The organism is uncultured Holdemanella sp. (genome assembly GCF_934772795.1).
In the GTDB taxonomy this organism is placed as follows: Bacteria; Bacillota_I; Bacilli_A; order Erysipelotrichales; family Erysipelotrichaceae; genus Holdemanella.
In genome coordinates this window covers 1-24,375 of the sequence record NZ_CAKVMR010000010.1, presented here as the reverse complement: position 1 = coordinate 24,375, position 24,375 = coordinate 1, and the positions used below count along the sequence as shown (strand labels likewise).

General features: G+C 29.2%; 20 protein-coding genes. 7 read left to right on the top strand and 13 right to left on the bottom strand.

From position 1 onward, the window contains the following. Positions 1-40: 40 nt before the first annotated feature. Together Q0F04_RS03405 and Q0F04_RS03400 are read right to left on the bottom strand one after the other, a co-directional pair. Positions 41-1,138: a helix-turn-helix transcriptional regulator gene (locus Q0F04_RS03405; protein ID WP_295750178.1), complete on the bottom strand. Its 1,098-nt coding sequence runs from the start codon at positions 1,136-1,138 to the stop codon at positions 41-43. A gap of 91 nt (positions 1,139-1,229) precedes the next feature. Further along, positions 1,230-2,861 carry an ABC transporter ATP-binding protein gene (locus tag Q0F04_RS03400; RefSeq protein WP_295750176.1) on the bottom strand — a complete coding sequence of 544 codons (1,632 nt, stop codon included), beginning with the start codon at positions 2,859-2,861 and terminating at the stop codon, positions 1,230-1,232. A gap of 145 nt (positions 2,862-3,006) precedes the next feature. On the opposite strand from Q0F04_RS03400, the gene Q0F04_RS03395 reads away from it, so the two are divergent. Both Q0F04_RS03395 and Q0F04_RS03390 read left to right on the top strand, forming a co-directional pair. Then, positions 3,007-4,269: a hypothetical protein gene (locus tag Q0F04_RS03395; RefSeq protein ID WP_295750174.1), complete on the top strand. Its 1,263-nt coding sequence runs from the start codon at positions 3,007-3,009 to the stop codon at positions 4,267-4,269. 455 nt (positions 4,270-4,724) lie between these two features. Further along, positions 4,725-6,122: an ATP-binding protein gene (locus tag Q0F04_RS03390; RefSeq protein WP_295750173.1), complete on the top strand. Its 1,398-nt coding sequence runs from the start codon at positions 4,725-4,727 to the stop codon at positions 6,120-6,122. Between the two features lie 517 nt (positions 6,123-6,639). On the opposite strand, the gene Q0F04_RS03385 is transcribed toward Q0F04_RS03390, so the two are convergent. Both Q0F04_RS03385 and Q0F04_RS03380 read right to left on the bottom strand, forming a co-directional pair. Beyond that, positions 6,640-7,998 (bottom strand): ABC transporter ATP-binding protein, encoded by a 1,359-nt coding sequence (locus Q0F04_RS03385; protein ID WP_295750171.1) that lies wholly within the window; start codon positions 7,996-7,998, stop codon positions 6,640-6,642. A gap of 2 nt (positions 7,999-8,000) precedes the next feature. After that, positions 8,001-9,503, bottom strand: a complete 1,503-nt coding sequence (locus tag Q0F04_RS03380; RefSeq protein ID WP_295750170.1) for an ABC transporter ATP-binding protein — start codon at positions 9,501-9,503, stop codon at positions 8,001-8,003. 205 nt (positions 9,504-9,708) lie between these two features. On the opposite strand from Q0F04_RS03380, the gene Q0F04_RS03375 reads away from it, so the two are divergent. Continuing rightward, on the top strand, positions 9,709-11,025 hold the full coding sequence (locus Q0F04_RS03375) for a helix-turn-helix transcriptional regulator (protein WP_295750168.1): 1,317 nt from the start codon (positions 9,709-9,711) through the stop codon (positions 11,023-11,025). A 399-nt stretch (positions 11,026-11,424) separates the two neighbouring features. Beyond that, positions 11,425-13,074: an RNA-binding domain-containing protein gene (locus Q0F04_RS03370; protein ID WP_295750166.1), complete on the top strand. Its 1,650-nt coding sequence runs from the start codon at positions 11,425-11,427 to the stop codon at positions 13,072-13,074. Between the two features lie 202 nt (positions 13,075-13,276). Here Q0F04_RS03370 and Q0F04_RS03365 read toward each other — a convergent pair whose 3' ends face one another. From Q0F04_RS03365 to Q0F04_RS03340, 6 genes are all read right to left on the bottom strand, one after another. Beyond that, on the bottom strand, positions 13,277-14,632 hold the full coding sequence (locus Q0F04_RS03365) for an ABC transporter permease subunit (RefSeq protein WP_295750163.1): 1,356 nt from the start codon (positions 14,630-14,632) through the stop codon (positions 13,277-13,279). Positions 14,633-14,644: 12 nt separating this feature from the next. After that, a complete protein-coding gene (locus Q0F04_RS03360) occupies positions 14,645-15,736 on the bottom strand; it encodes an ABC transporter permease subunit (RefSeq protein ID WP_295750161.1) in 1,092 nt (363 codons plus the stop codon). 4 nt (positions 15,737-15,740) lie between these two features. Then, positions 15,741-16,619: an ABC transporter ATP-binding protein gene (locus tag Q0F04_RS03355; RefSeq protein ID WP_295750159.1), complete on the bottom strand. Its 879-nt coding sequence runs from the start codon at positions 16,617-16,619 to the stop codon at positions 15,741-15,743. Positions 16,620-16,756: 137 nt separating this feature from the next. Next, positions 16,757-17,548 carry an ABC-2 family transporter protein gene (locus Q0F04_RS03350; protein ID WP_295750156.1) on the bottom strand — a complete coding sequence of 264 codons (792 nt, stop codon included), beginning with the start codon at positions 17,546-17,548 and terminating at the stop codon, positions 16,757-16,759. 3 nt (positions 17,549-17,551) lie between these two features. Next, on the bottom strand, positions 17,552-18,337 hold the full coding sequence (locus Q0F04_RS03345) for an ABC-2 family transporter protein (protein ID WP_295750153.1): 786 nt from the start codon (positions 18,335-18,337) through the stop codon (positions 17,552-17,554). A 1-nt stretch (position 18,338) separates the two neighbouring features. Then, the gene (locus Q0F04_RS03340; protein WP_295750150.1) at positions 18,339-19,253 is read right to left on the bottom strand and encodes an ATP-binding cassette domain-containing protein; all 915 of its coding nucleotides are present in this window, start codon (positions 19,251-19,253) and stop codon (positions 18,339-18,341) included. A gap of 583 nt (positions 19,254-19,836) precedes the next feature. Between Q0F04_RS03340 and Q0F04_RS03335 the strand changes: the two genes are divergently transcribed. After that, the gene (locus Q0F04_RS03335; protein ID WP_295750148.1) at positions 19,837-21,141 is read left to right on the top strand and encodes a helix-turn-helix transcriptional regulator; all 1,305 of its coding nucleotides are present in this window, start codon (positions 19,837-19,839) and stop codon (positions 21,139-21,141) included. Between the two features lie 282 nt (positions 21,142-21,423). Then, positions 21,424-22,728, top strand: coding sequence for a helix-turn-helix domain-containing protein (locus tag Q0F04_RS03330; protein ID WP_295750145.1), 1,305 nt, complete (start codon positions 21,424-21,426; stop codon positions 22,726-22,728). Positions 22,729-22,780: 52 nt separating this feature from the next. Here Q0F04_RS03330 and Q0F04_RS03325 read toward each other — a convergent pair whose 3' ends face one another. After that, positions 22,781-23,098, bottom strand: coding sequence for a hypothetical protein (locus Q0F04_RS03325; RefSeq protein ID WP_295750142.1), 318 nt, complete (start codon positions 23,096-23,098; stop codon positions 22,781-22,783). 28 nt (positions 23,099-23,126) lie between these two features. Between Q0F04_RS03325 and Q0F04_RS03320 the strand changes: the two genes are divergently transcribed. Continuing rightward, a complete protein-coding gene (locus tag Q0F04_RS03320; protein ID WP_295750141.1) occupies positions 23,127-23,540 on the top strand; it encodes a hypothetical protein in 414 nt (137 codons plus the stop codon). Positions 23,541-23,599: 59 nt separating this feature from the next. On the opposite strand, the gene Q0F04_RS03315 is transcribed toward Q0F04_RS03320, so the two are convergent. Continuing rightward, entirely contained in the window at positions 23,600-23,920 is a 321-nt protein-coding gene (locus tag Q0F04_RS03315) for a hypothetical protein (protein ID WP_295750139.1), read from the bottom strand. 17 nt (positions 23,921-23,937) lie between these two features. Beyond that, positions 23,938-24,276, bottom strand: a complete 339-nt coding sequence (locus Q0F04_RS03310; RefSeq protein ID WP_295750137.1) for a hypothetical protein — start codon at positions 24,274-24,276, stop codon at positions 23,938-23,940. Positions 24,277-24,375 lie beyond the last annotated feature (99 nt).

Sequence of the window (24,375 nt, the reverse complement as noted above, 5' to 3'; positions counted from 1 at the left end):
TTAAGTTCAATTTATTAGGTGATCTTGCACAAAACTAATATTAAATAAAATTATTTGCGACACAAATCTCTTTATATTTATGCAGGTATTCACAATTTTTTATGAATAAGAATTTAAACAAAGAAGAATCATTCTTTAATTCTTTTAATCGATTCTGATAGTCAACATTTAATGGATAATCATTATCTAGCATCATAGAGAAAACATCAATATACTTAGAATCATCTAATTCTTTGATTAATCTTTTTTCATCTCCAACATTCTCTTTTAGAATCGCATATACAAATAAAGCTTCTTTATATTTGACTGCAAAAAAGTCATCCGTACACGATTTTAATCCTTTCTTTAAATATTGATTTCCCTTTTCCATACAATCCTTATGCTGTATCATAGTTGCTCCCAGATTGTAAAAAGCCAACATTTTATATTGTGAGTCATACTGAGCGGCACTTGTGTAATATTTTTCAGCTTGATTTAAATCTATATCAAGACAAAGCCATCCTAATGAGCAAAGAATTTCCGCAATCAACATCTTATTTCCTAATTCAACCGCATAGTTTAAACATGTTTTATAAAGATCGTATGCCGCAAAAACATTCTTTTGATACGAATATAGATTGGCTTTGGCCTTCAATCTTCTTATAAATATCCATTCTTCATTATCAGATAGTTCTATATTTCCAGAAGATAATCTAAACAAATTAAAATATTCTTTTTGCGAATCATCCATGTACGAATAATACGCTTCCACTTCAGCAAGTGATATATTGATTTGAGAATTCAATTCAGAAGCAAATAGTAAAAACAATTGATATTGAACAAACAAACAGGATGACACAACCTTATCTTTATATTCCAAAAGCTCATTAATTATCTTAAATATTTTTAAATCCGATGACATATAGTATTTAAAGAAAAGATCCAACATTTGTTTAATTCTTTCTTCTTTAATCGTATCCATCGTACAAATCCCTAATTTCTTAAACAACAAATTGTATATATCATCATTTGCGGCCAAGATATTATTTTCAATTTTAGAAAGATATGAAGGAGAACAAACCCCATGTGATAAAGCTTCTAATGATATGTCTAATTCTTTTCGTTTTTTCTTAATCAATAATCCTCTGTAATCATTCATGCACTGCCCACCTACTAATTCAAGAAATAATTCATTATTTGTTCCTAATTATATCACGAATTGAATCTCATCACTGAAGTGAAAACAGGTTCTATATACATCCCTTGTTTTTTAAGTCATAGAAGTACTCTTTATTTTTCATAAGTTCTTCAAACGATCCCTGTTCAACAATCCGTCCTTGTTTAAATACAAGGATACAATCAAACTTCTTAAGTGTTTCGTCAAAATATTTATGTGTTACATATAATACAGTTTCATCTTTTAAATCCAATATTCGATTTTCAATTTCAATGGCCGTCTGAGCATCTAGACTTGCTGTAATTTCATCACACAAAAGTACCTCTTTTAAATGTGCGATTGTACGCGCAATCCCTATTCGTTGAACTTGCCCACCAGAAAGATTACTTCCATCCTCACCAATATTCTGATCTAATTTAAATTCTGGTAAATCTACAAATTCCAAACATTTTAAAAGCATTTCATCTGTTTGTACAAGCTCCATATTCAAGTTATTTCGGATCGTGTCATCAAATATATGACTTTCCTGATGAATCATAGAAACATTCTTAGAATCCAAAACACTTATATTTCCTTTTTGAGCTGGATAATATCCTAAAATCAATTTTAAAATTGTAGATTTTCCGGAACCACTCGAACCAACAATCGCATATTTTTTTCCCTTTTCAAATTTGAAAGATAAATCATCAATGATCATCTTACTTTCAGTATAACCAAAAGATACATGTTCCAAACAGATATTTCCATCATAGTTCGATTCGAACTTATTTGCCTGTCCATGAGAATCGATAATATTCAATAATTTCGAATTCACGTCCGACACCGACTTAAATCCAGCAAGATTGCTTGAAATATCATTTAAATTCGAAATAAAATTATTAGAAACATTTACAATTGGCATCATATATATCATATTTAAATGTCCATATAATATCATCAATCCAATCACCAACATGAAGATCAATTGAAAAGTGGCTGCAATACAATTAGCCCAGTTTCCCGTCAAAGATATTGCCATATTCACATTTCTTTGTTTGCATTCCATGTTTTCAATCCATTCTTTTCCTTTATCCACGAACTGTTTTAGAACGCCCAAATCCAATATGATATCGAAATTTTGAAATATCTCCTTTAATTTTGAATTATATATACCTGAATAAGAAGACAATTGGTTCGAATACTTTTTCAATCTTTTTTCCATCATCTTCGGCACCAAAAGTGTTGCTGCTGCAATCACAACCATCATGAATCCTACAAATACATGGATGCGAAGAATGTATATTAAAATAATAACAGACACAATAATATCGACAATCATACTTAATATTGGATAAAAGTAATATTCATCTACCATTTTTATATCATTAGTAAATAGAGATAACTGATTTCCTGTCTTCTCTTTTTTAAACGTAGAATACGATTGATTCATCAAGCTAGAATAGAGATCCACACCCAAATCTGTTTTTAATTTTTTCCTATAAGTTGACTTCATTATTGAATTAACAGAAGTCGTCATCAATGTATATACAAGAAATAAAACACTCGCAAAAAGACATGTACCTGCTTTTTCAAAATGATTATTAAATGCAACATCCGATATTAATTGGATTACATACGCCAAAAACAAAGGTACAACACCCGAAAATAAACTAGTACACAGTGTACCTATAAAATATTTTTTATTTCTCAATATATATCGATACATTCTCATCCATCCCCTATTTAATTTAATAGTATATACCTATCGCATTCTATTATCTTTCTTTTTTAACAATTTGCCACAACAATTGATTCTTCTACACAAATATGAAAAGTGTTAAAATTAAGTGAATTATGAAGCGAGGAATACTATGCATTATTTAAAAATCAACGATTCCGATAAGAAGAAAATTGGATACCTAATCCATGTATATCGAACTCAACAATTTAAACATCTATCACAAAACTCTTTTTTGTTAAATGAGTATAATGAGCCAATATGCACTCGACAAACACTTAGTAAAATAGAACAGGGTGTTATTATTAAAAACGATTCTATTTATGAAGAATTACTAAAAAAGATGAATCTAAAATTCAATACGGATTATTGTATTGAAGAATTCCTGCCAACTTCCATTTTTTCTGATTTATTAAATGCCTGCGATTATTATAATTTAGAAAAGCTTATATCCATCTCTGAATCCTATATAAAACAATTAAATCCATTCAAAGAATACATTTTCTTTCATGAATACTATGAGTGTTTCAAATGGATCTACACCTATTATTCCTCATTTGAACTTCCGACTCTTCAAAGTACTGAATATATTATCTTGCTAAAAAACATTATCAATTCTGACCTCTATGAAGTCATGATGGATTTAGTTTTTAAGAAACGAACAATTAGTGGTATTTATGATTTTTCCTATTTTGATTTTAAAAATTCAAACAGCATGATTAATCGTGGAAACCATATGATGATTTTATATAATCAATCCAAATTGTCTGAAATGCTTGATTATTGTCAAGATTTAGAAGAAGAATATACTAGTAAAAACAATTATATTCGTCTTCTCGATATTTATTCTCTAAAAGGATTTGCCTTTTCAAATACAGAAAAAGAAAAATTTGAAAAACTAGTTTCTCAAATAAATCATACAGTAGAAGCACACCATTCAAACATACCTAAAATTAAAATATCTCAACTTCTAAAGAATATCGGTCTACAAGCCTTTAGAATTGATATGTACGATATAGCCATAAATTATCTTGAACAATATATAGCTATGGATTCACCTTATGCGAATATTGTAGGTATCGATTTATGCATTTCTTATCAAAAGACAAATAAAACCAATCAACTTAAATCCTTTATACAATCCAAAGGGATCTACAAAGGTGATAGCCAATACGAAAATCTTTTGAACTACTTCATTTTGAAATATAAATATCAAACTGACAATGATGAACTATCCTATTTTATAGTGACTAAAGTACCTATTATAATCGATAATACTATGGGGAAATATAAACAATTCTTTTATGAAGAACTAAGTATGCTTGTCGAACAAACCAAGCGTTATAAAGACTTGAAAACATATTTAGATTCAACCAGTGATATGTTACCAATTTGAAAAAGCGGAAATCGAACGAGTAATTATTTATCAAACTAATAATAATATTTGATATAAAATACACATTCAATTTCTCATTGGGAACATGTTCTCTATATTATTGGTATCAATTTGGTAGCAAAACAATCTATAAACACATAAAAAGCGCCTTATATATGGCACTTTTATTCATTTTATCTCTGCTTGAGCTCGCAATTTTTTTTTGCATATAGGCCTAAAAGAGCACATAAAATAGCCTGTTTCAAACACTTGTAAACCGTGGCTTACAGGTGTTTTTAACCAATCTGTTTTCACGCGTTATTAAGTACGTCATTATAAAATGCAAATAGATAATTAAGTGAGTAGATAAATGAGTAAATGAACGATAAACAATAGTGGTTTGAAAATTGAAACAGCCTCAGAAGCAAAGTATAATATAGACAAACAAAACACATTTAGAAAGAAGAGGAATCATAATGATTGAACAATTAATTGCCGAAGCGACAGAATGCGATTTCAAAGTTGCACTTGAAACAAAGAAACCAAAAAGTTGGTTAAAAAGTGTTAGTGCATTTTCTAATGGTATTGGTGGAACTTTATTTTTTGGTATTTCAGATGATAGAGAACCAATTGGATTATCAGATGTGCAAAGTGATGCTGAAGCAATTAGTCGTTTAATTAAAGAACGTATAACACCACTGCCTCAATTCAATTTAAAACCCTTTGTAGAAGATAATAAAAATCTGTTAGCTATAGAAATTTCATCTGGTCGTTCTACGCCTTATTATTACAAAGCAGATGGTGTTATGGAAGCTTATGTTCGTGTTGGAAATGAAAGCGTAATTGCTCCAGATTACATTGTCAACGAATTAATTCTAAAAGGAACCAATCAATCATTTGACACTTTATTAACAGATGCTTTAAAGAAGGACTATAGTTTCACGCTCCTAGAAGCAACTTACTTAGAAAGAACTGGTCTTCATTTTGAACCATCCGATTATATTTCTTTTGGTTTAGCTGATAAAAACGGCTTTTTAACAAATGCTGGAAAACTCATGGCCGATCAACATATAGTGTACAATTCCCGCATATTTTGCACTAGATGGAACGGTTTAGAAAAAGGTTCTATTTTCGATGATGCACTAGATGATAAAGAATATGAAGGAAATTTAATATATCTATTAAAGAACGCTACTGACTTTATTAAAAACAATTCCAAAGTCAGATTTGCTAAAGAAGCACAATACAGAGTAGATAAACCTGATTACGCTGAACGAGCTATAACAGAGGCTATTGTCAATGCGCTAATTCACCGTGATTATATAGTGCTTGGCAGTGAAATTCATATTGATATGTTTGATGATCGTTTAGAAATTGCTTCTCCAGGCGGTATGTTTGGAGGTGGAACAATTCAAGAATACGATGTTTATAATATACGTTCTATGCGAAGAAATCCCGTAATTGCTGATTTATTTCATCGCATGAAGTATATGGAAAGACGCGGAAGTGGTTTAAAAAAGATTATTAGCGAAACAGAAATGCTTCCAGGATATAAAGCTGAATTTAAACCTAAATTTTCATCAACTGCAATGGATTTTAAAGTTACTTTGCAAAATTTAAACTATACTCCACAAGTTAACCTACAAGTCACCCCACAAGTTAACCCACAAGTTAAAATTTCTAAACAAATATTAGAATTGTGTGTTGAGCCCAAGACAAAAAGAGAAATTACAACAGCTTGTGGATTTAAAGATATAAAATACTTTACTCAAAACTTCATTGCTCCACTTATGCAATCAGGACAGCTTAAGATGACTATCCCAGATAAACCAAATAGTAGAAACCAAAAATACATCACTACTAACAATAAATGAGACAATACCAATCATCGTACAAACAAGCCCTTCCACGCTATGTAGAAGGGCTTGTTATTTTAAGAATGTGCAATAATTTTTAAATAGAATCTAGCTAATTGCAACCTGTCACTTGAACTCAGTTTTGTGTACTTTTAAATCCATACAGCATATACATCTACATTATCTGGACATTTATACAATTATTTCCTGTAATATTTTATATTCCAAATCTTTTGTACATATTGAGTACAAACTTATATCATCAAGTGCCAAGTTCTCTTGCGATTTCTGATTTATTCACTTTAATACTGCCTACCTCCTGCAATCGTCCCAATATAAAAAGATCATTTAAGTAACGTATTTCTACATTATTGTTTACTTCTATGTTGATTAACACTTATATATCTGCTTGTAAACCTCGAGGATTATATCAAAGCGTAATCAGAAGTGTACATTCTCAAATGATCATTTATGTACATATTTAGATTATCATTTATAAACTTAATGATACCGGAAGTTTATCTCTTATTTTTATTTATACTTCTATCACACTAAACTCTTTATATTCGTTTCGATACAAATGATCTGTAAAAACAATTGTCTTTCCAGATTTCTTTAGATATTCAAATATTTTTTCTATAAGTTTAGAATCCACACTCATAAAATTATTATCTATTAAGATAATTTTTGCATCCGTTAATAATGTTCTCATTAACACCATTCTAAACTGTTGCCCTCCAGACAAATTATCATTTCCAACATGTTCATTTAAAATGTCTTCTAAAAATGAATTATCATAATCTACAGCTTGGTTTAAACAAATATTTTCCTTTTTAGATACATCCATTAAATGATAATTCTCTGGTAACATGACAGAATCCGGCAACTGTGTATTTATATATTCTAAGCTCATACTTTTTCCTGATCCATTTTTTCCAACCAGAACATTGATTGTATTATATTCTATTTTTGACAATATAGAATCATCTATAGAAATTCTCTTTCTTTTTTTATTTTCAATTTTCTTATAGAAATCTTGGATATATACTTTCGTACTTTGTAATGAAACTATCAATGTACTCATATAAGTAGCTAAAGAGGATAAATCAAATGAATATGTAATAAATAATACATATGCACCAGGCGATAATGTTTTAAAATACATATACCAGAAAATAATAACTATCAAATTACAGTCTGTTACAGCACTTGAAAAGGTAGAGAATAAGCCTTTAAATACAGAAAATTTAAATCCAATATATTTTTGTTGATTTACAATTTCATCTAGGTTATTCGAATAATCATCTTCTTTCCCGCTCACACGAATCCTTCTAGAATCGTTTAATAAATTTAACAATTCTTCAGAAAATCTATTACTATATTCTTTTGATTGAATCGAGTATTTCTCTACTCTTTTTTTAATCAATGAATTTAAACCAATCGCTAGTATTGGAAACAAAGTAACAAATGCAGCTAAACTTATATCAATACGTCCTAAAATAACAATCACAATAATTCCATATATTAAGTTGCATGCTGTATCAATCATATATGAAATAGTTCCAACAATTTCGTTCACATCTTCATTCAAAGCATTTATAAATTCACCCTGTTTCGCTTCAATCTCAGATTGTTCTAAAGCAACATAAGCTTTTTTATACATAAAGTTTGCCCATTTATGTTGAGCCGTTATATCCACTTTGGCACCAATCAAAATACAGACTATTCGAATCAACACCAAACCACATACGCAACAAGCAATAAAGATCGTATTATTCCCATCAAAGTATGTTTGAATCAACAATCCAATCAAAATAGGAAGATTATGTGCAACAAACCAAATCACAACATCAAGAAAAAAGTAAAGTTTACTCGATTTAATAACATCAATCATATTTACAAATCCTCCATGGATATAGTTGAATCACAAAATTGCATTACTTCTTTTTCATGCGTAACTACAATTATGATTTTTTTCATTTCTTTAAATTTAGAAAATGCATTTTTTATCTTATCCATATCCACATAACTAAAAATTTCATCCAATATAATGACTGACTTTTCACTTCTTAAAGCTTTATATAAGTATAAATACTGTAATTGCCCTTTCGATAATTCATCATTCAATATATAGCCCAAGTCTTTTTCAATCTTTTCTCGACTATATCTATGATATGGATCTACGATTTCATATGGATTCACATTCTTTTCATTCTGTCCAATATACTCTATTTCCTTTAACGTTTCTTTTTCTTTATATTCATTCAATCCTACATTGTTTATGTATATCGTTCCTGACTGCGGCTCGTATAAATGTGCAATTAAGTTAATTAATGTTGATTTACCACTACCACTAGGGCCAATTAACCCATATATATTTCCATTTTCAAAATGCAGTGAACAATCCTTCAAAACAAGATTCTCATTGTATCCAAAATGAACATGATTCAAATCAATACAGCAAATATTACCATTCAATAATTTTGTTCCAAAATGTAACTTACTCTTAATTTTCAACAATGCGAATACTCTTTCTTGCGCTTTCTTTGCAGATGGAATATTCTCCATTTGCGTACGCAATTCATAAATCGGGTCATCTAATAAATCAATATAATAAACAAACAAATAGATAAAGCTTAGATTTAAATTTTGTGTACATCCAATCAATAAAACTATAAATTTAATCATACCAAAACTAAAAATCGTAGAAATCCACAATTGATAAGATATAAATCCAGAAATCAAATCTGATTTAAAAGCAAATTGAAGGAATGTATTTAACTTCTTTTCCAAATAAGATTCCCTATTAATTTTTTTCAGCTCTGCCATCATTAAATAACACGTTGAAAACATATCAAATAAATTTTGATAAGCTTGTTTGGTTCGTGCCCACTTAGTTTCAGAAATTTTATTGATCCATCTAAACACAGCAAACAGAAATATCAACATAATAATTAGTGATACTCCGATTACCCATGACTTTATAAATGCGATACATACCACCCCTAAAAGAAATAAAATATCTTTCAATAAAGTCATTAGAAACACTAAATAAAATTCAATAACTTGAGAACTATCATTTTCTACTGTTTGTGTTAATTCACCAACACTCCTCTTCAAAATATCCTCATAGTCCATATAAACCAGATTATGTATCAATTTCATTCTTAACCTTTTGAAAAAATCCCAATACATAGATCCACTTAAAATCAAATCACATATATTAACAATCATTTTTCCAACAATCAAACTACATACAATCACAAAAATACTATTCACCGTTGGTTGAACTGTCAGTATCTCTGAAACAAAAATTGGGTATATTATTTGAATTAAGGATAATACAACAATCAATAAAAAATGCAGTAATAACTGAAAATAATCTCTCTTCTCTATCATACATACCTCTTTTCAAATCTTAGAATTCATTATAAAACTAAGCCAAAACTCTGTAAATGTTCCCATGTTTACTAACTGTAGCTTTCTTCAAATTTACTTTTCATTCCTACATATATACGAAAAATACAAAAGTAAAATATTTTTAAATTCTTGAACCAAATCACATTACATGTGATAATAGCTTCCAAAAGGAGGTCTTTTATTTATGCCATTTCAAATAAAACAAAATACGCTCAATCTTTCTGTTCCTATTGAAAGATTAGCCGGTGCATATTATAGGATTCAGCGTACTAAGCAAAATATTTCTCTTTCTTGTTTAGCAAAAGAATTAAGAATGAACAAAGGATTTTTAAGTGATTTAGAAAATGGTAAAAGACATTTCCCCGATGGCCTATGTAAACAAATGGATTCTATTTTGAACACAAACTTTAATACAAATTATGATTTATATACTCTTTCAAGAAAATATCTATATGAAATATTTGAAAACTTTTTCTTTGAAAGGCAACAATCAATCTTAGATATTTATAAAACAATTCAAGAATCTGAGAATAACATAATAAATTCATATGCTTATTTTACCTTTAAAATCATTCAATTATTTTACTATTTAAGAATCGAAAAAAATAATAGTAAAATAATTGAAATTGAAGCTTTATTAAATCAAAATTTAAACTGTTTACAATCTGATGAAATCTCAATTTATTATTCTTTGTTAGGAATTTTTTATAAAAGAGATGTGGCCTCCAACCATATAGCACTTGATTGTTTTTTAAAATCAAATATGATGTGTAATTCCTCCTCCATCGTTTATTCTATGAATATTTTCCAATTAATCAGTGTTTATGCAGAACTAAACCAGCCAACCCATGCATATGAAAAATGCATATCCAGTAAAGCGTTACTAAAGCAACACAATAACTATAGTCGAATTATTACCGTTGATATGTTCGAATGTATAATACTTACTAATTTAGGTATTTACAATGAATCTAAAGAAAAATTATTAAAGATATTATCTTCGTCAAACAACGATCACTTAAATTACAAACCGAACCAAATTTATCATAACTTAGCTTGGAATGCTTTATTAAGTAAGAATTATGATGAATGTATAAAATACACAAACTTGGCAATCGAAAACAAAGATCCATCTTGTGATTTATGTTATTTCATACCCTATTCATATTACAAACAGAATGAGTATCTAAAATGTTTAGATTATATAGAATCTCATCTAGAATATGCAGACGATTTTTACAAGCCTTTTTTACTAGCTATAAGTGCTCGTACTCAAAAACAAAATGTTGATTTTGAAAAAAATATCATTTTGTATTATGAGTCACTCTTGCAGAACAATGTGTACGAAGATATTCCACTTATTCAAAACTTTATTTTGGATTACTATACAGAAACCAACAATAAAGATATGATGATCAAAATCCTTATTGACATCAAATCATTTAACGATAAAGATTTAACATTAAAAAGTTCTACACTCTTTGTTGATTCATCAAGTTAAGAAAATCGCACTTATTTATCATTAAATAAAGCTTGGGTAAAACATCATTTACTCAAGCTCTTTGTTTATCCATATTCCTTTTTTGTTCTAACTGAGTATTTCATGGTGACGGAGCCATCCAATCCATGAAAATGGAGTCACTAAATCCACGAAGAGAGCCACTTCAACAATACACATATGTGTATGAGTGTTTTTTACTTTATCAAATTTTTCCAACGCAAGCGTCAAATAATTGTCTACATTTGTAGCAAGCATCGTCTTTTTTGGGGACAAAAGACAAGTATTTAGGGAATATACCTAAGACCCAGTTTCTTATTATTTAATTGTGATAGATTTCAATAATTGATAAAATAGGGATAAGATATTTTATTGATTATCATAATAAATGGGGGTGGAAGCATGAATTTTGAATCTGATTTAAGCAAAGGCGAATGCTTAACAGTTGAATTTAAATCATGGATAAAAACATCTGGTATAAAAGAATGCATCAATTTAGTGACACCTGAATTAGTTGCATTTTCAAACACAAAAGGTGGCACAGTTTATTTGGGAGTTGAAGATGATGGAGAAGTAACAGGTTGTATTGGTCCTTATAGCGTCCAAAATATTTTAGATGCTGTTTACGATAAAACTAGACCTCCATTATTTGTTGAAGCTGAAGAAATCCCTTATAAAGGTAAACAAGTTATTGCTTTACATGTAGATAATGATGGTTTAATTCATACGACTACTGATGGAAGATGTTTAAAACGCCTTGGAAAGAATAACAGGCCATGGTATCCAGAAGAACTTAGTAATCGTTATTCTACTGAATATAATTCTGATTTTTCTAGTAAAGTAATTACCGAAAGTAGTGATTTAGATATTGATCTGTTGGAGATATATAAACTTAAAGAAAAACTAAGATTAAGAGATAGAACTTCCACATTACCAGACATGGATGATATGGCTTTTTTGAAGGATTTAGGTTTAATCATTTATGAAGAAGGCACTGTTCATTTAACTATCGCTGGATTGTTGTTCGTTGGAAAAGAAACTTCTATTAAAAAGTTTTTACCTCAAGCGGAAGTTATTTATTTAAAGTATAAAAATGAGAGTGATATCGAATACAATACGCGCCTTGATTTAAAACAACCGATTATTACTATCTTAGATAGATTAACTGAAAAAATACAAAATGATAATAAAATATTGAATATTCAAATTGGATTATTTCGAATGGAAGTTGCCGATTATTCTGAAAAGGTATTTCAAGAAGCACTTTTAAATGCACTTAGCCATCGTGATTATGAAAGCATGGCTTCTATATATGTAAAACAATATCCAGGTCACATACTAATCGAAAATCCAGGAGGCTTTCTAGATGGTATAACGGAAAATAATATAATTACGCATGCTTCTTCACCTAGAAATAAACTAATTGCAGAAACACTTCAAAGATTAAAATATGTTCAACGAACAGGACAAGGTGTCGATATTATTTATAAAGAGACGGTTTCAATGGGAAAACCTTACCCTATATATAGGCATTATAATGATTCTGTGCAATTGACTATTTACAGTTCAACAGAAGATATTGATTTTGTAAAATTTATTATTAAAGAACAAGAATCAAAACAAATTGCTTTTTCCTTAGCAGAATTAATGATATTACGTTTTGTAAAAGATAATAGGAGTATTATTTTTAGAAAAGCGGTTGAATTAACTCAGGTTACAGAGGATGAAGCACGAAATGCTTTGAATCGTCTACAACATTTTTCCTTATTAGAAACTGTAGGAAATCAATATATGTTAACGGCACGTGTTTACGATTCTTTGAAATCCGGAATTGAGTATACACAAGATCATACAATTCAATATTTGAAGGCTAAACGTTTGATTATTGAGTATTTAGAAAAAGAGGAAAACATTACTCGTGCAAATATTCAAGAGCTTTGTGGCTATAATGATAATCAAGCACGAAGAACAATTGAAAAATTAAAAAAAGAGAATATTATTCAAAACGATAGAACCGGTAGATATGCTAATTATAAATTAGTAAAAAAATAGTGAATGATTTAACTCGGCATGCCGAGTTAAATGCCGAGTTAAATGCCGAGTTAAATGCCGAGTTAAAATTTATATAATATTTATAAAAGCTTAGATTTTATGATCATACACCGATTGACCGCTACAGATACACCGATGGTGCGCTACACGCGCACCATTTTTCCGTCATATGCAGAATGGGTAATAATTCATTTTGTTTCATCTATTTTACATCACTTTTATTAAATATCACCACGGTTACACCATACATTAGAATAGACCATACTACTAACATTAATATTGCATTTAGTGATGTCTGTGTTCCATTTCCTACTATTACAGTTAGACTGGCAAGAATGCTAAATGGATTTAACATAGGAAAGAATTCGATTGAATATGTTATTTGTTGAGAATATATGTGAATAAGCACAATGAACAATCCTAATGCATAACTGATCCATGATTTTCTGATATTAACAGAACACAACAATCCTAGAGTTACTGTAAATATTATTTTCATAATACCTAACCCTAAAGAAAGGATCAAAGGAATAAAAATATATGTATTCTCCATATTAATAGGCATATAATTATCCATCGAAATAAGGTGCTCATAAAACATAGAATATGCATATCCATAATTGTAAGAAGTCAGATTTGTTTTGAAGCCAACAAAATTATTCCAGTCAATCAACATATATGAGTTTAGTCCATCAAATCCATGTCGAAATCCTAGAATCAGAACAGGAATAAACAAAGAAATAAATATTATCAGGGTATAACTGATTCCTATTTCTATAATTCTTGATAGTAAAAATCTGTTTGAGCTTTTTGAATTCAAATAAGATAACTCAAAACTTTTACTTTGCTTTTGCTGCCAAATTCCAATTAATGTATAAAAAACACCTATTGGAATAACCATTAATGAAAATAGACTCCCTAAACGTAATTGGCGGCACAAATACGTCCATGGACCTTGCGCAATATTCAATATATTTTTATTGTTTGCTGTTGCTATTTCATGAAACGCATTCTGAAGATTCATATAGGTATGATGATATGCATCTTCATAGTCTCGGTTAAAGAACTTTTGCATATCATTTAATAATGATGAATCAAAAGATATATCAGGATATCCTATTTTAGCAAGTTCATCTTTAAACACCACTTGACTTAACTGCTTATCCGTTTTTGCAAAACAATCCATTTCAAACATTTGATTCCACAAGTCATACTTCTTTATATCAGGATAATTTTCAAATCCTTTAACTCCTTCTTTTTTTAAGCAATCAATTGCTTCATTTGCATTTTTGCTTTTCCATTTTAAATATTCTTTATAATTATTTAACACTTCAACCTGTTCAGGTTTTATTTTTTCACCCAATTGCTTTTTTATAACATCAATTTGAGAAATTGAGCTTTGGCTTTCTACGATCAATTGCTCATTATGAATGATATTACTTTCTACATCATTCGCTAGATTTAAAAAGTTCATTGAAAACATATTAACAATCAAAAAGATCAGTAAACACACTAAGCTAGCCTTGCTCTTTAAAATACTTTTCATCTCATATTTCATATCGTTTTTCTCCTAGTTTGTCCCATTTAGATCGATTCTTTCTAAATATTTAACCATACAAAAATGAATGATTACGATTAATAAAATAATAATCCAAAGAATCAAAGAATTTATTGAGAAGATAGAACTAAATAAATTAATGTCTGTTAATAAAACGAGCAGACATAGACAAGGAACTAATAGACTTATACCACTGTTTTTTGTAAGAAGTGAAAGCACTTGAATCATAGTTGATAGAAAAGCTAGTAATACGATTGTTATCATTAAATTATTCATACACCACGTGCTAATAGGTACGAATGTGTTTTTTACTATAACAAATACTTCATCTCCTAAGCCATAAGTGAAATATCCTAATACAAATAAAATACCAATCATCATCAAACTCATAGTCATTGTAGCTATTGTAGTTACAATTGTTCTTGCTAAATAAATCTTCGCTCTTGAGCCCGTCATTGTGAATAGCAACTTATAAGTATTTGATTCAAAATCTTTAGACCAGCAGTCAAAATTAGATAATATTACACATGCAAGTATTACAATAATTGGGATCCCACCAAAAACAAAAAAATTAGATAACATATAATATGCTGTTGGCATTTTTTCGTATACAAAATCGTAGAATTGATTTTTCATGTACATATCTTGAAGTTTAATTCGATTTTTTAGATCTCTTTCATCATTACGCAGCATGATTGAATAGGATGAAAGATCTCCACCTTCATCAATCACTTTTTGAAGAAACTTATCTCTTTTTATCATTGCTTTAGCTATATTAGATGCATTTTCATGTTCAAGATTATAAGACACCAATCTGCAATTTTCTAAATCTGCCTGCCAAAAATACCTGGATTTTTCTAGTTTCTCTGTGTCTTCACCAATTTCTTTCATCCTATTGATCTGCTCTGTTATTATCTTAAATCTGGTTGCATCTGAAGTCACCATTTGCTCGTAATAATGAACTTGACTCGAAATATAATTATTGTGCTCTGGCACAAAGTAAAAGCAAAAAAGCAAAATCATAGAAAGACATCCTACGATAAAAATACCTTTATTTCTTTTTGAAAAGAAAATACAGATTTCATTATAAATCAACGTTTTCATATGCTTATCCTTGATACAAGTTTTGATAATATTTCTCTAAATCTTCTCCTTTGTCTTCAATTGAATAAATAGAAATATTATTTCTAACCAATAAGTTGATTACGTTAGAAAAATCATTATCTGAACCACATTCTAATCTTATGTATTCATTTTCGTTCGTTACAATATAGTCTTTTAAAATCTTTTGTGCATATTGATTATCTGAAGTTTTGATACACGAAATGTGTTTTTGATGAAGCTGATCTATTGTCTTATGTGCAATAAGCTGACCATCTTTTATAAAAATAATTCGATCTACTAACTTATCTACCTCACTTAATTGATGACTCGATAAAAGAATACTTGTACCATCATTACGTATATCTAGAAGTTTCTTTCTTAAATCAATAATAGCCTGTGGATCCAATCCATTTGTCGGCTCATCCAAGATAAGCAGTTTTGGCTTTGTCATCATTGCCAATGATAAAATCAAGCGTTGCTTCATGCCCATGGAATAATGCCTAACTTCTTTTCTCAACCCATCATTTAGTCCACTAAAATCTTCCATTTCTTTAATTCTGCTTTTATCCAGTTTTTTCCATTTTGCGACCATTTTAAAATGATCTTTGCCTGTAAGATTTGGATAAAGAGCTGGATATTCGATACTGACACCTATGTTAGATAAAGCATTTACCCGATCTTTATCTATGTCATATCCATTAATCATTATTTTACCTGAAGTTGGATGATACAAACCAGCAATACACTTCATTATGGTAGATTTACCTGAACCGTTAGGCCCAATCAAGCCTAGTATTTCATTTTCATTAATATTGAAAGAGATATCTTTTAAAATATTTACTTTGTTTATTGATTTAAACAATCCATTTACCATTAAAAGCATTGCGACCTCCTTTGTGTATATTTTTTAAATTACAAATTCAAATACTTTCCACAATTTTTTTGGTAAATTCCCAATTTGTTTTTGAAAACATTTTTTGTTCATGATTTAATCTATCATCCATATTCATCACCTACTTTCTAAGAACCTGAACCATTATATCTTTTCAGTCCTCTTCGCCATAAAAAGGCTCCTATCACACCATAAATCATGTCGACTAAAGCAATCATAATGACATACACCCAATGCACATTCACTTTATTTAACAGAATTAAAGATGGATAATAATTTACCAAACCATACGGTAATAGTACCGTAACAATAAACTTAAATGCTTTATTAAATATACTTATCGGATAATGTTGTACACTTTCCTGTATTTCATTTGTACTATATAAAATAGATTTTGATTTCATGGTCCAAAAAGATATACAACTTACTGAAAAAAGAATTGCGGTAAATACATACACTCCATTTATAATCGAGACTATAAATCCAAACATAAAACCAAATGTAATTTGGATATGTAACATTTTTGCCGCAAATAAAGCTCCAATCATTCCCGTTGTGAAATCACATAAATCTGTAATACTAATTTTTTCAGATGCTAATTGTAAAAGAGGACTCACCGGTCTTAGCAGGAACCGGTCAAATGTTCCATTCACAATATGATTTTCTAAATCACTAATATGTCTAAAAAAAGTATTATGAAATCCTAAACAAGATAAGAATAAACAATAATTAAAGACTATCTGCCAAAAAGTCCATTCATTTAGTGTATGAAAGTTTTTCAACATGACCCAGATCAAGAGAATAGAAGAACCGTTGATCATGATAAGCCCGACGAATCCTGCAATAAAACTTGAACGATATTCAGCAAACCGCTTTAAGCCCGCTTTTATTAGATCAAAATATAGTTGAACACTTTCCATACCCTAACCTCCTTGTACAACGATTTTCTTCGATACACATTTCCACATAAAGCGTCCAATCAAAGATAATATAAAAATCCAAATCACTTGAAAACAAACGGTTTGAAAGAGATTGCCATTTCGAATAAAAAGAAGCAATGGCTCGTAAAATACATATTTAAAAGGTAACCAGTTTATTATTCTTAAAAGAAAATCCGGATAAAACCATAAAGGAACCACTTGTCCTGAACAAAATGCAATCAGAGCATGAAAAATATAGAGATATCCTTCTAGATCAAGACTTAAAAAACAAATTAAAGATAAAATATAATTCATTGAAAACAACAATAAAAAGCCAAGTACGAAAGTAATTAAAGCTCCAATTAAATTCACATTTAGCTCTAGTTTAAAAAACCAAGTTGATATTAAAAAAGAAGGAATTGTGAAAATGCAAAGATTAACCACTGTTGAAGAAAGAGTTCTTAAAAACAATTGTGTTTGTAATTCCATTGGCTTGAGTAAATCACATATAATTCTTCCATTTTTTATATTTTCTTCCACATAAATATGTGGACCATCCCACCAAGTAAATGCCTGTGATAAAGATATTGAAAATATACTATAAAGCAGCATTTGATTTAGATCAATATTTCCAAATAAAGAAGCATTCTGCTTATATAATGTCATCCATAACATTGCATAGGCATAGATTCGTATAAACACATTGACTAATGTCATGCAAAAAGCAGATTTATAAGCTGTTAAAGATGAATATTGTTGTTTTAAATAAGCCCATAAAACACGATACATATTAACATACCTCTTTAATTACATCTTCTATTTCTAGGTCCTTGATTGAAAAGTCTGCAACCTCTGTATTTTTTAATAAGCAACTCACAATATCTGTAACCGAATAAAGTTTGTAATTGTATTGAATCAGCATAGTTTTATCATCTAAATTCTGTATACGAAGATCTTGAAAGTCTTCTAAAAACTTTAATTCATCAATAGAATACGTCTTATTAAATACAACTTTTAAATTTCGATACCGTATATATTTTTCCTTTACATTCTCTAAATTCCCATCATATAACATTCGCCCATGATTGATTAAAATTACTCGATTACATAATTTTTCCACATCCTGCATATCATGTGTTGTCAAAAATACAGTTACCTTCTTTGTTCTATTTAACTCCAAAATAAATTCTCTTAGCCTATCCTTTGTTGCCACATCCAAACCAATAGTTGGTTCATCTAAAAACAATATGGATGGATCATGTATTAATGCCGCAATTAAATCACACTTCATTCTTTGACCCAAACTCATCTGTCTTACTGGCAAATTCAAAAATTCCTTTACCTGCAACATATCAGCATATTTTTCTACTCTATCTTTAAAATCACAATCAGGAACTTTATAAATCTCTTTTAATAGTTCTAAGCTTTCTATAGCTGGAATATCCCACCAAAGCTGACTCTTCTGACCAAAAACAACTCCAATATGTTTAGAATTTTCCTTTCTATACTTTAAAGGATCTTTTCCAAACACTTTAATCATTCCACTAGTTGGCATCAAGATTCCTGTTAACATTTTTATTGTGGTACTTTTTCCAGCACCATTTGGTCCAATATAGCCAACAATATCACCTTTACGTATACAAAAACTCATATCATCCACAGCTATAAAATCTTTAAAGTCAGGATAAATAATATTTTTAATCATATTTTTTAACCCACTCTTTTTCTGATATGTGCGGTATATTTTCCGTACATTCGTAATTTCTATAATGTTTTCCATCAATCATCACCTTTCCATATTATATAAACAACTATTCTAAATTCAACTTTCGTATGTTTACTAACTATATGATTGCTACACTTTAGACGTGTATCAATACCTATTCTAAATGTGTGCTAACCCAATTAATGAGTATATAAAAAGTTTTAAAATACTAAAATTATAATATGAAGAATAACGTTAAAAATTACGTTTGGAAAATAGAATGAAACAAGAGGACATTGATATTTATGAGTTATGTCTTCTAGCTGATTACTTTAGTGTTTCTACAGATTTTATATTAGGACGAACTAGTATAAGAAGTACTCCTGAATCTTCTAATATATATGAGAAGATCATAATTGATAATTATAGTATTTTAAAAGGGCTTAACGATTTGGAACTAGATGAAAACCAATCATTTCAACCATACTCGCTAATTGTGTAAATTTAGTAAACTTAATAAAAAAATAAAACAAGAAATACACATCACTTTATGTTACTATTAATCCACTGAGGTGATGCTTTTATGCCATATAAACATAAAATTCCAATTTATACAGAAAATTTAAATTTGACAGGTGCATATTTTAGACATCAAAGAATTATTGATGGACTTTCATTAACATACGTCGCCGATGCAATTTCTATGAACAAGGGTTTTTTAAGTGATTTAGAAAACGGTAAAAGAAATTTCCCTGATGGAACCATTAACCAATTAAATGATTTTTATGACTTAAAATTCGATGATTCTCTTAAATTTTACATAGAATTAGAAAATAATATTGATGAAATATTTCACGCTCTATGTAATTCCAACACTTTTAAAGAGAAACAATTACTGGAATTAATTTTAAGTAAACGAGACATATATGAAAATAGCAGTGGATTTTTTTTATTTAATCTTTTAAATCTTTTTTATCTAATACGATTTAATTGTAATGAAACCTTTATTAATGATACAAAAAAAATAATCGAGTCTAATTTAGATGCCATTAATTCCAAAGATCTATCAATCTTTTATTGTATTTTAGGTATTTATTATAAAAGAAATCCATCTACAAATTTTGTGGCTGAAAAGTACTTTAAAAAATGTTTTTCTTTATCTTCAAATATTCCTGACATTGCTGCACTTTGCACATTTGAACTAATCAGTATATATGCTGAAACAAACAGATCTGCGTTAGCATATACATATTGCGAGAAATCCAGAAGCATCTTCAATCGATTACAAAACTATACAACAATGTTTTTTATTGATTTTTTTCAATGTAATTGTTTAACAAACTTAGGACTCTATGAAAGCTCAATTCAAAAGCTAACAGAATTACTAAACAATATTGACCAATCGAGTAATAAATATATTTCATCCATTTATCATAGTTTAGCTTGGTGCTATCTATTAAACTGTCAATACAGTGAATGTATAAAATACACAAATCTAGCAATTGAAAACAAAGATCCATCTTGTGGTTTATGTTATTTCATACCCTATTCATATTACAAACAGAATGAGTATCTAAAATGTTTAGATTATATAGAATCTCATCTAGAATATGCAGACGATTTTTACAAGCCTTTTTTACTAGCTATAAGTGCTCGTACTCAAAAACAAAATGTTGATTTTGAAAAAAATATCATTTTGTATTATGAGTCACTCTTGCAGAACAATGTGTACGAAGATATTCCACTTATTCAAAACTTTATTTTGGATTACTATACAGAAACCAACAATAAAGATATGATGATCAAAATCCTTATTGACATCAAATCATTTAATGATAAAGATTTAACATTAAAAAGTTCTACACTCTTTGTTGATTCATCAAATTAAGAAAACAGCACTTATTTATCATTAATTAAAGCTTGAGTAAAACCTCATTTACTCAAGCTCTTTGTTTATCTAAATCCCTTTTCTGTTCTAGTTGTTTATTATACTCTCTATACGTAGAGAACTATAGTTCTTTAAAAGAATTACAAAATTTAAATTTAGACGAAAAAGCAATTATCACAAGCATAATCGCTAACTGCGTAAACTTAATTAATCTTAAAAATAAATAACTAACATTACTACCATATATTTATGATATTATTATTGCAATGAGGTGATAATCTTATGCCATTTGTCAAGCAAATTCCAAAGTCACAACATAAAATAAATAATATTGGTGGATTTTTTCGAAACTACAGAATAAATGACGGTCTATCTTTAGCATATGTTGCAGATTCAATTCGGATGAACAAAGGTTTCTTAAGCGATCTAGAAAATGGGAAGAGAAATTTTCCAAATGGAACTATACAACAATTAAGTAATTTCTATGATATTTCATTCGATGAAAATCAACAACTGTATGATGAAGCATGTGATATTCTTAACGAGGCCTTTAAAGCTTTATTTTTTGCTAACCAGACAGAAGAATCCGATATTTTAAAAAAAGCAGTGGAAAACACTAATATCTATGAAAATTCTAGTGCTTATTTTGTTTTTAAAATCATAGAATTACACTATCATATGCGTATTAGCAATAATAATACACAAATAGAATATATTAGAGAATTAGTCGAATCAAATTTAGACGCATTATCACTAGCTAACATATCCATCTTTTACTGTTTGCTAGGCATATACTACAAGCGAAAAAGTGTTTCCATTTTCATTGCTGAAAATTACTTAAACAAATCTTTAGAACTGTCTTCAAGTAATTCTAAAGTATATGCATATTCTCTTTTCCAACTAATCAGTTTATGTGCTCGTACTAATCGTGTAGCTTTAGCTTATTCATATTGTGAAAAAGCTAGAAATATCTTTAATCGACTAAATAACTATACTACTCTGTTCTACATTGATTTTTCACAATGCAATTGCTTAATTAGTATGGGATTATATGATTTTGCAACAGCTAAATTAAAAGAATTATTAAGTGATATCAATCAATCAAACAAAGAACATGTTGCAAAAATACACCACAGTCTAGCTTGGTGCTACTTATTAAATAATCAATTTGAAGAGTGTATTATCGAAACTAGTTTGTCTACTAAATTTGGAGATAAATCTCCTGATTTATGTTATTTCATACCATATTCATATTACAAACAGAATGAGTATCTAAAATGTTTAGATTATATAGAATCTCATTTAGAATATGCAGACGATTTTTATAAGCCTTTTTTGCAAGCTATTAGTGCTCGTATTCAAAAACAAAATGTTGATTTTGAAAAAAATATCATTTTGTATTATCAGTCACTCTTGCAGAACAATGTATACGAAGATATTCCACTTATTCAAAACTTTATTTTGGATTACTATACAGAAACCAACAATAAAGATATGATGATCAAAATCCTTATTGACATCAAATCATTTAACGATAAAGATTTAACATTAAAAAGTTCTACACTCTTTACCACTTCACAAAGTTAAGAAAATCGCACTTATTTATCATTAATTAAAGCTTGGGTAAAACATCATTTACTCAAGCTCTTTGTTTATGCATATTCAGATTTTTTTCTAACTGTTTATTATACTTTCTATACTTTGATGAACGTTTTCTTATATAGTCTAGACTCTTGATCTGACTTCTTAATTCTTTAATATCCGGCGTTAGTGCTTTTGCTTCTTCGGATAGTTTTGCCTTGGCAATTAGATCCTTTTCTTTGTAGGATCTGGAATACAAATACTTTCTTTGCACCAGTAATTCATTCATCTGTTTATCTAGTAAGTCTACATAGGATTCTAGTTTTTCTAATGTGTCTTTTGAATGGCTAAACGGATACAATTCTATTCCTGACACAACATTAACAGTCACGGATATAGGTAATATGATCAGCCAACTATTTGAAATAGACAGCCTTTCATTTCAGGTGGAAGCTGAAAAGAGTCATAGTTCTTCTAAAAACAAAAGTGAATGTATACATCCTAAAGTTACTTTTACATTGTTGAATAATGATGCTCTTGGCGACAATCTAATTTCCTATTTATATGAGATGCAATCCGTATGTTTCGATTGCTCAAACCACCTGATTTCAGAAGAAGAATCTTTAAACAAGAAATCACAAATATATGATCCCAATCTCATTCAAGAAATACAGAGAAACGTCAGAAAAAGAATTGATGGAAACACAGGTAAAAGCACTACAAAAAAATTGAATGACGAAAAAGAATCAAACAACTCCGAAGAAAAATTCACAGTTATCACAGGTAACATCAATAATCTTAACGACAAAAACGAATAAGGATTCAAAAAAAATACCATACATATCATGTGTATGGTATTTTACATTGCTAGCCTAAATTATTGATTGTCAGACTCTGCCTGTCGGCTTTTTAAGATTTCCTTTGCTTCTTTAACAGTAATTGCACTTGAATCCGTTTCACTATTCAAGTAGAGCTCTTCATCCCCATTTTGTAAGTAAGCTTCTCCACCTAGAAAGCCATCCCCTAATGGAATCACTTTTTCATCATCATCACATCCAGGAAAATAGCCTACATCCTCATTTGTTTCATTCACTTCTTCAACATTGACCGGTTCTTCACTCGATCTTGCGAAAGCTGGATAAGCTGTAACAGCAACTAAACCAATAAACAAAGGAATCAATAGTCGAATCTTTTTCATTGTTTCACCCCCATCCATTAATCTTCATTCTCTAAATATGATGCTTTTTCAATTTCTTTTGCCTGCTTAACTGTGATAATTCGATCCCCATCCTGTAAATCAGATTTATCCACATCAGAACCATCTTCATTAAGCAAATAGCCACCACCTTTTACTAGAATAATATGCTGACTATTCTTCAATCCTTTAAATTTAAAATCCACATATTGTTGAGCCTGTACCTCTGAATCAGCATCAACATCTATAGTAGAACTTTCTACTTGGATAGGCTCATGATAACTTGCTGCAAATGCTTTAAAGGTACAAACTCCTACAACTGCAGATAAACATAAAATATACATCGTTCTCTTTTTCATAAGTCTTTTCCTCCTTCTTTTGTTGGTAGTGTCAAAAATCAACATTTTGATACAAATACAACTACCTTGATTTATTTGTATTTATCTTTAAGTTGTTTC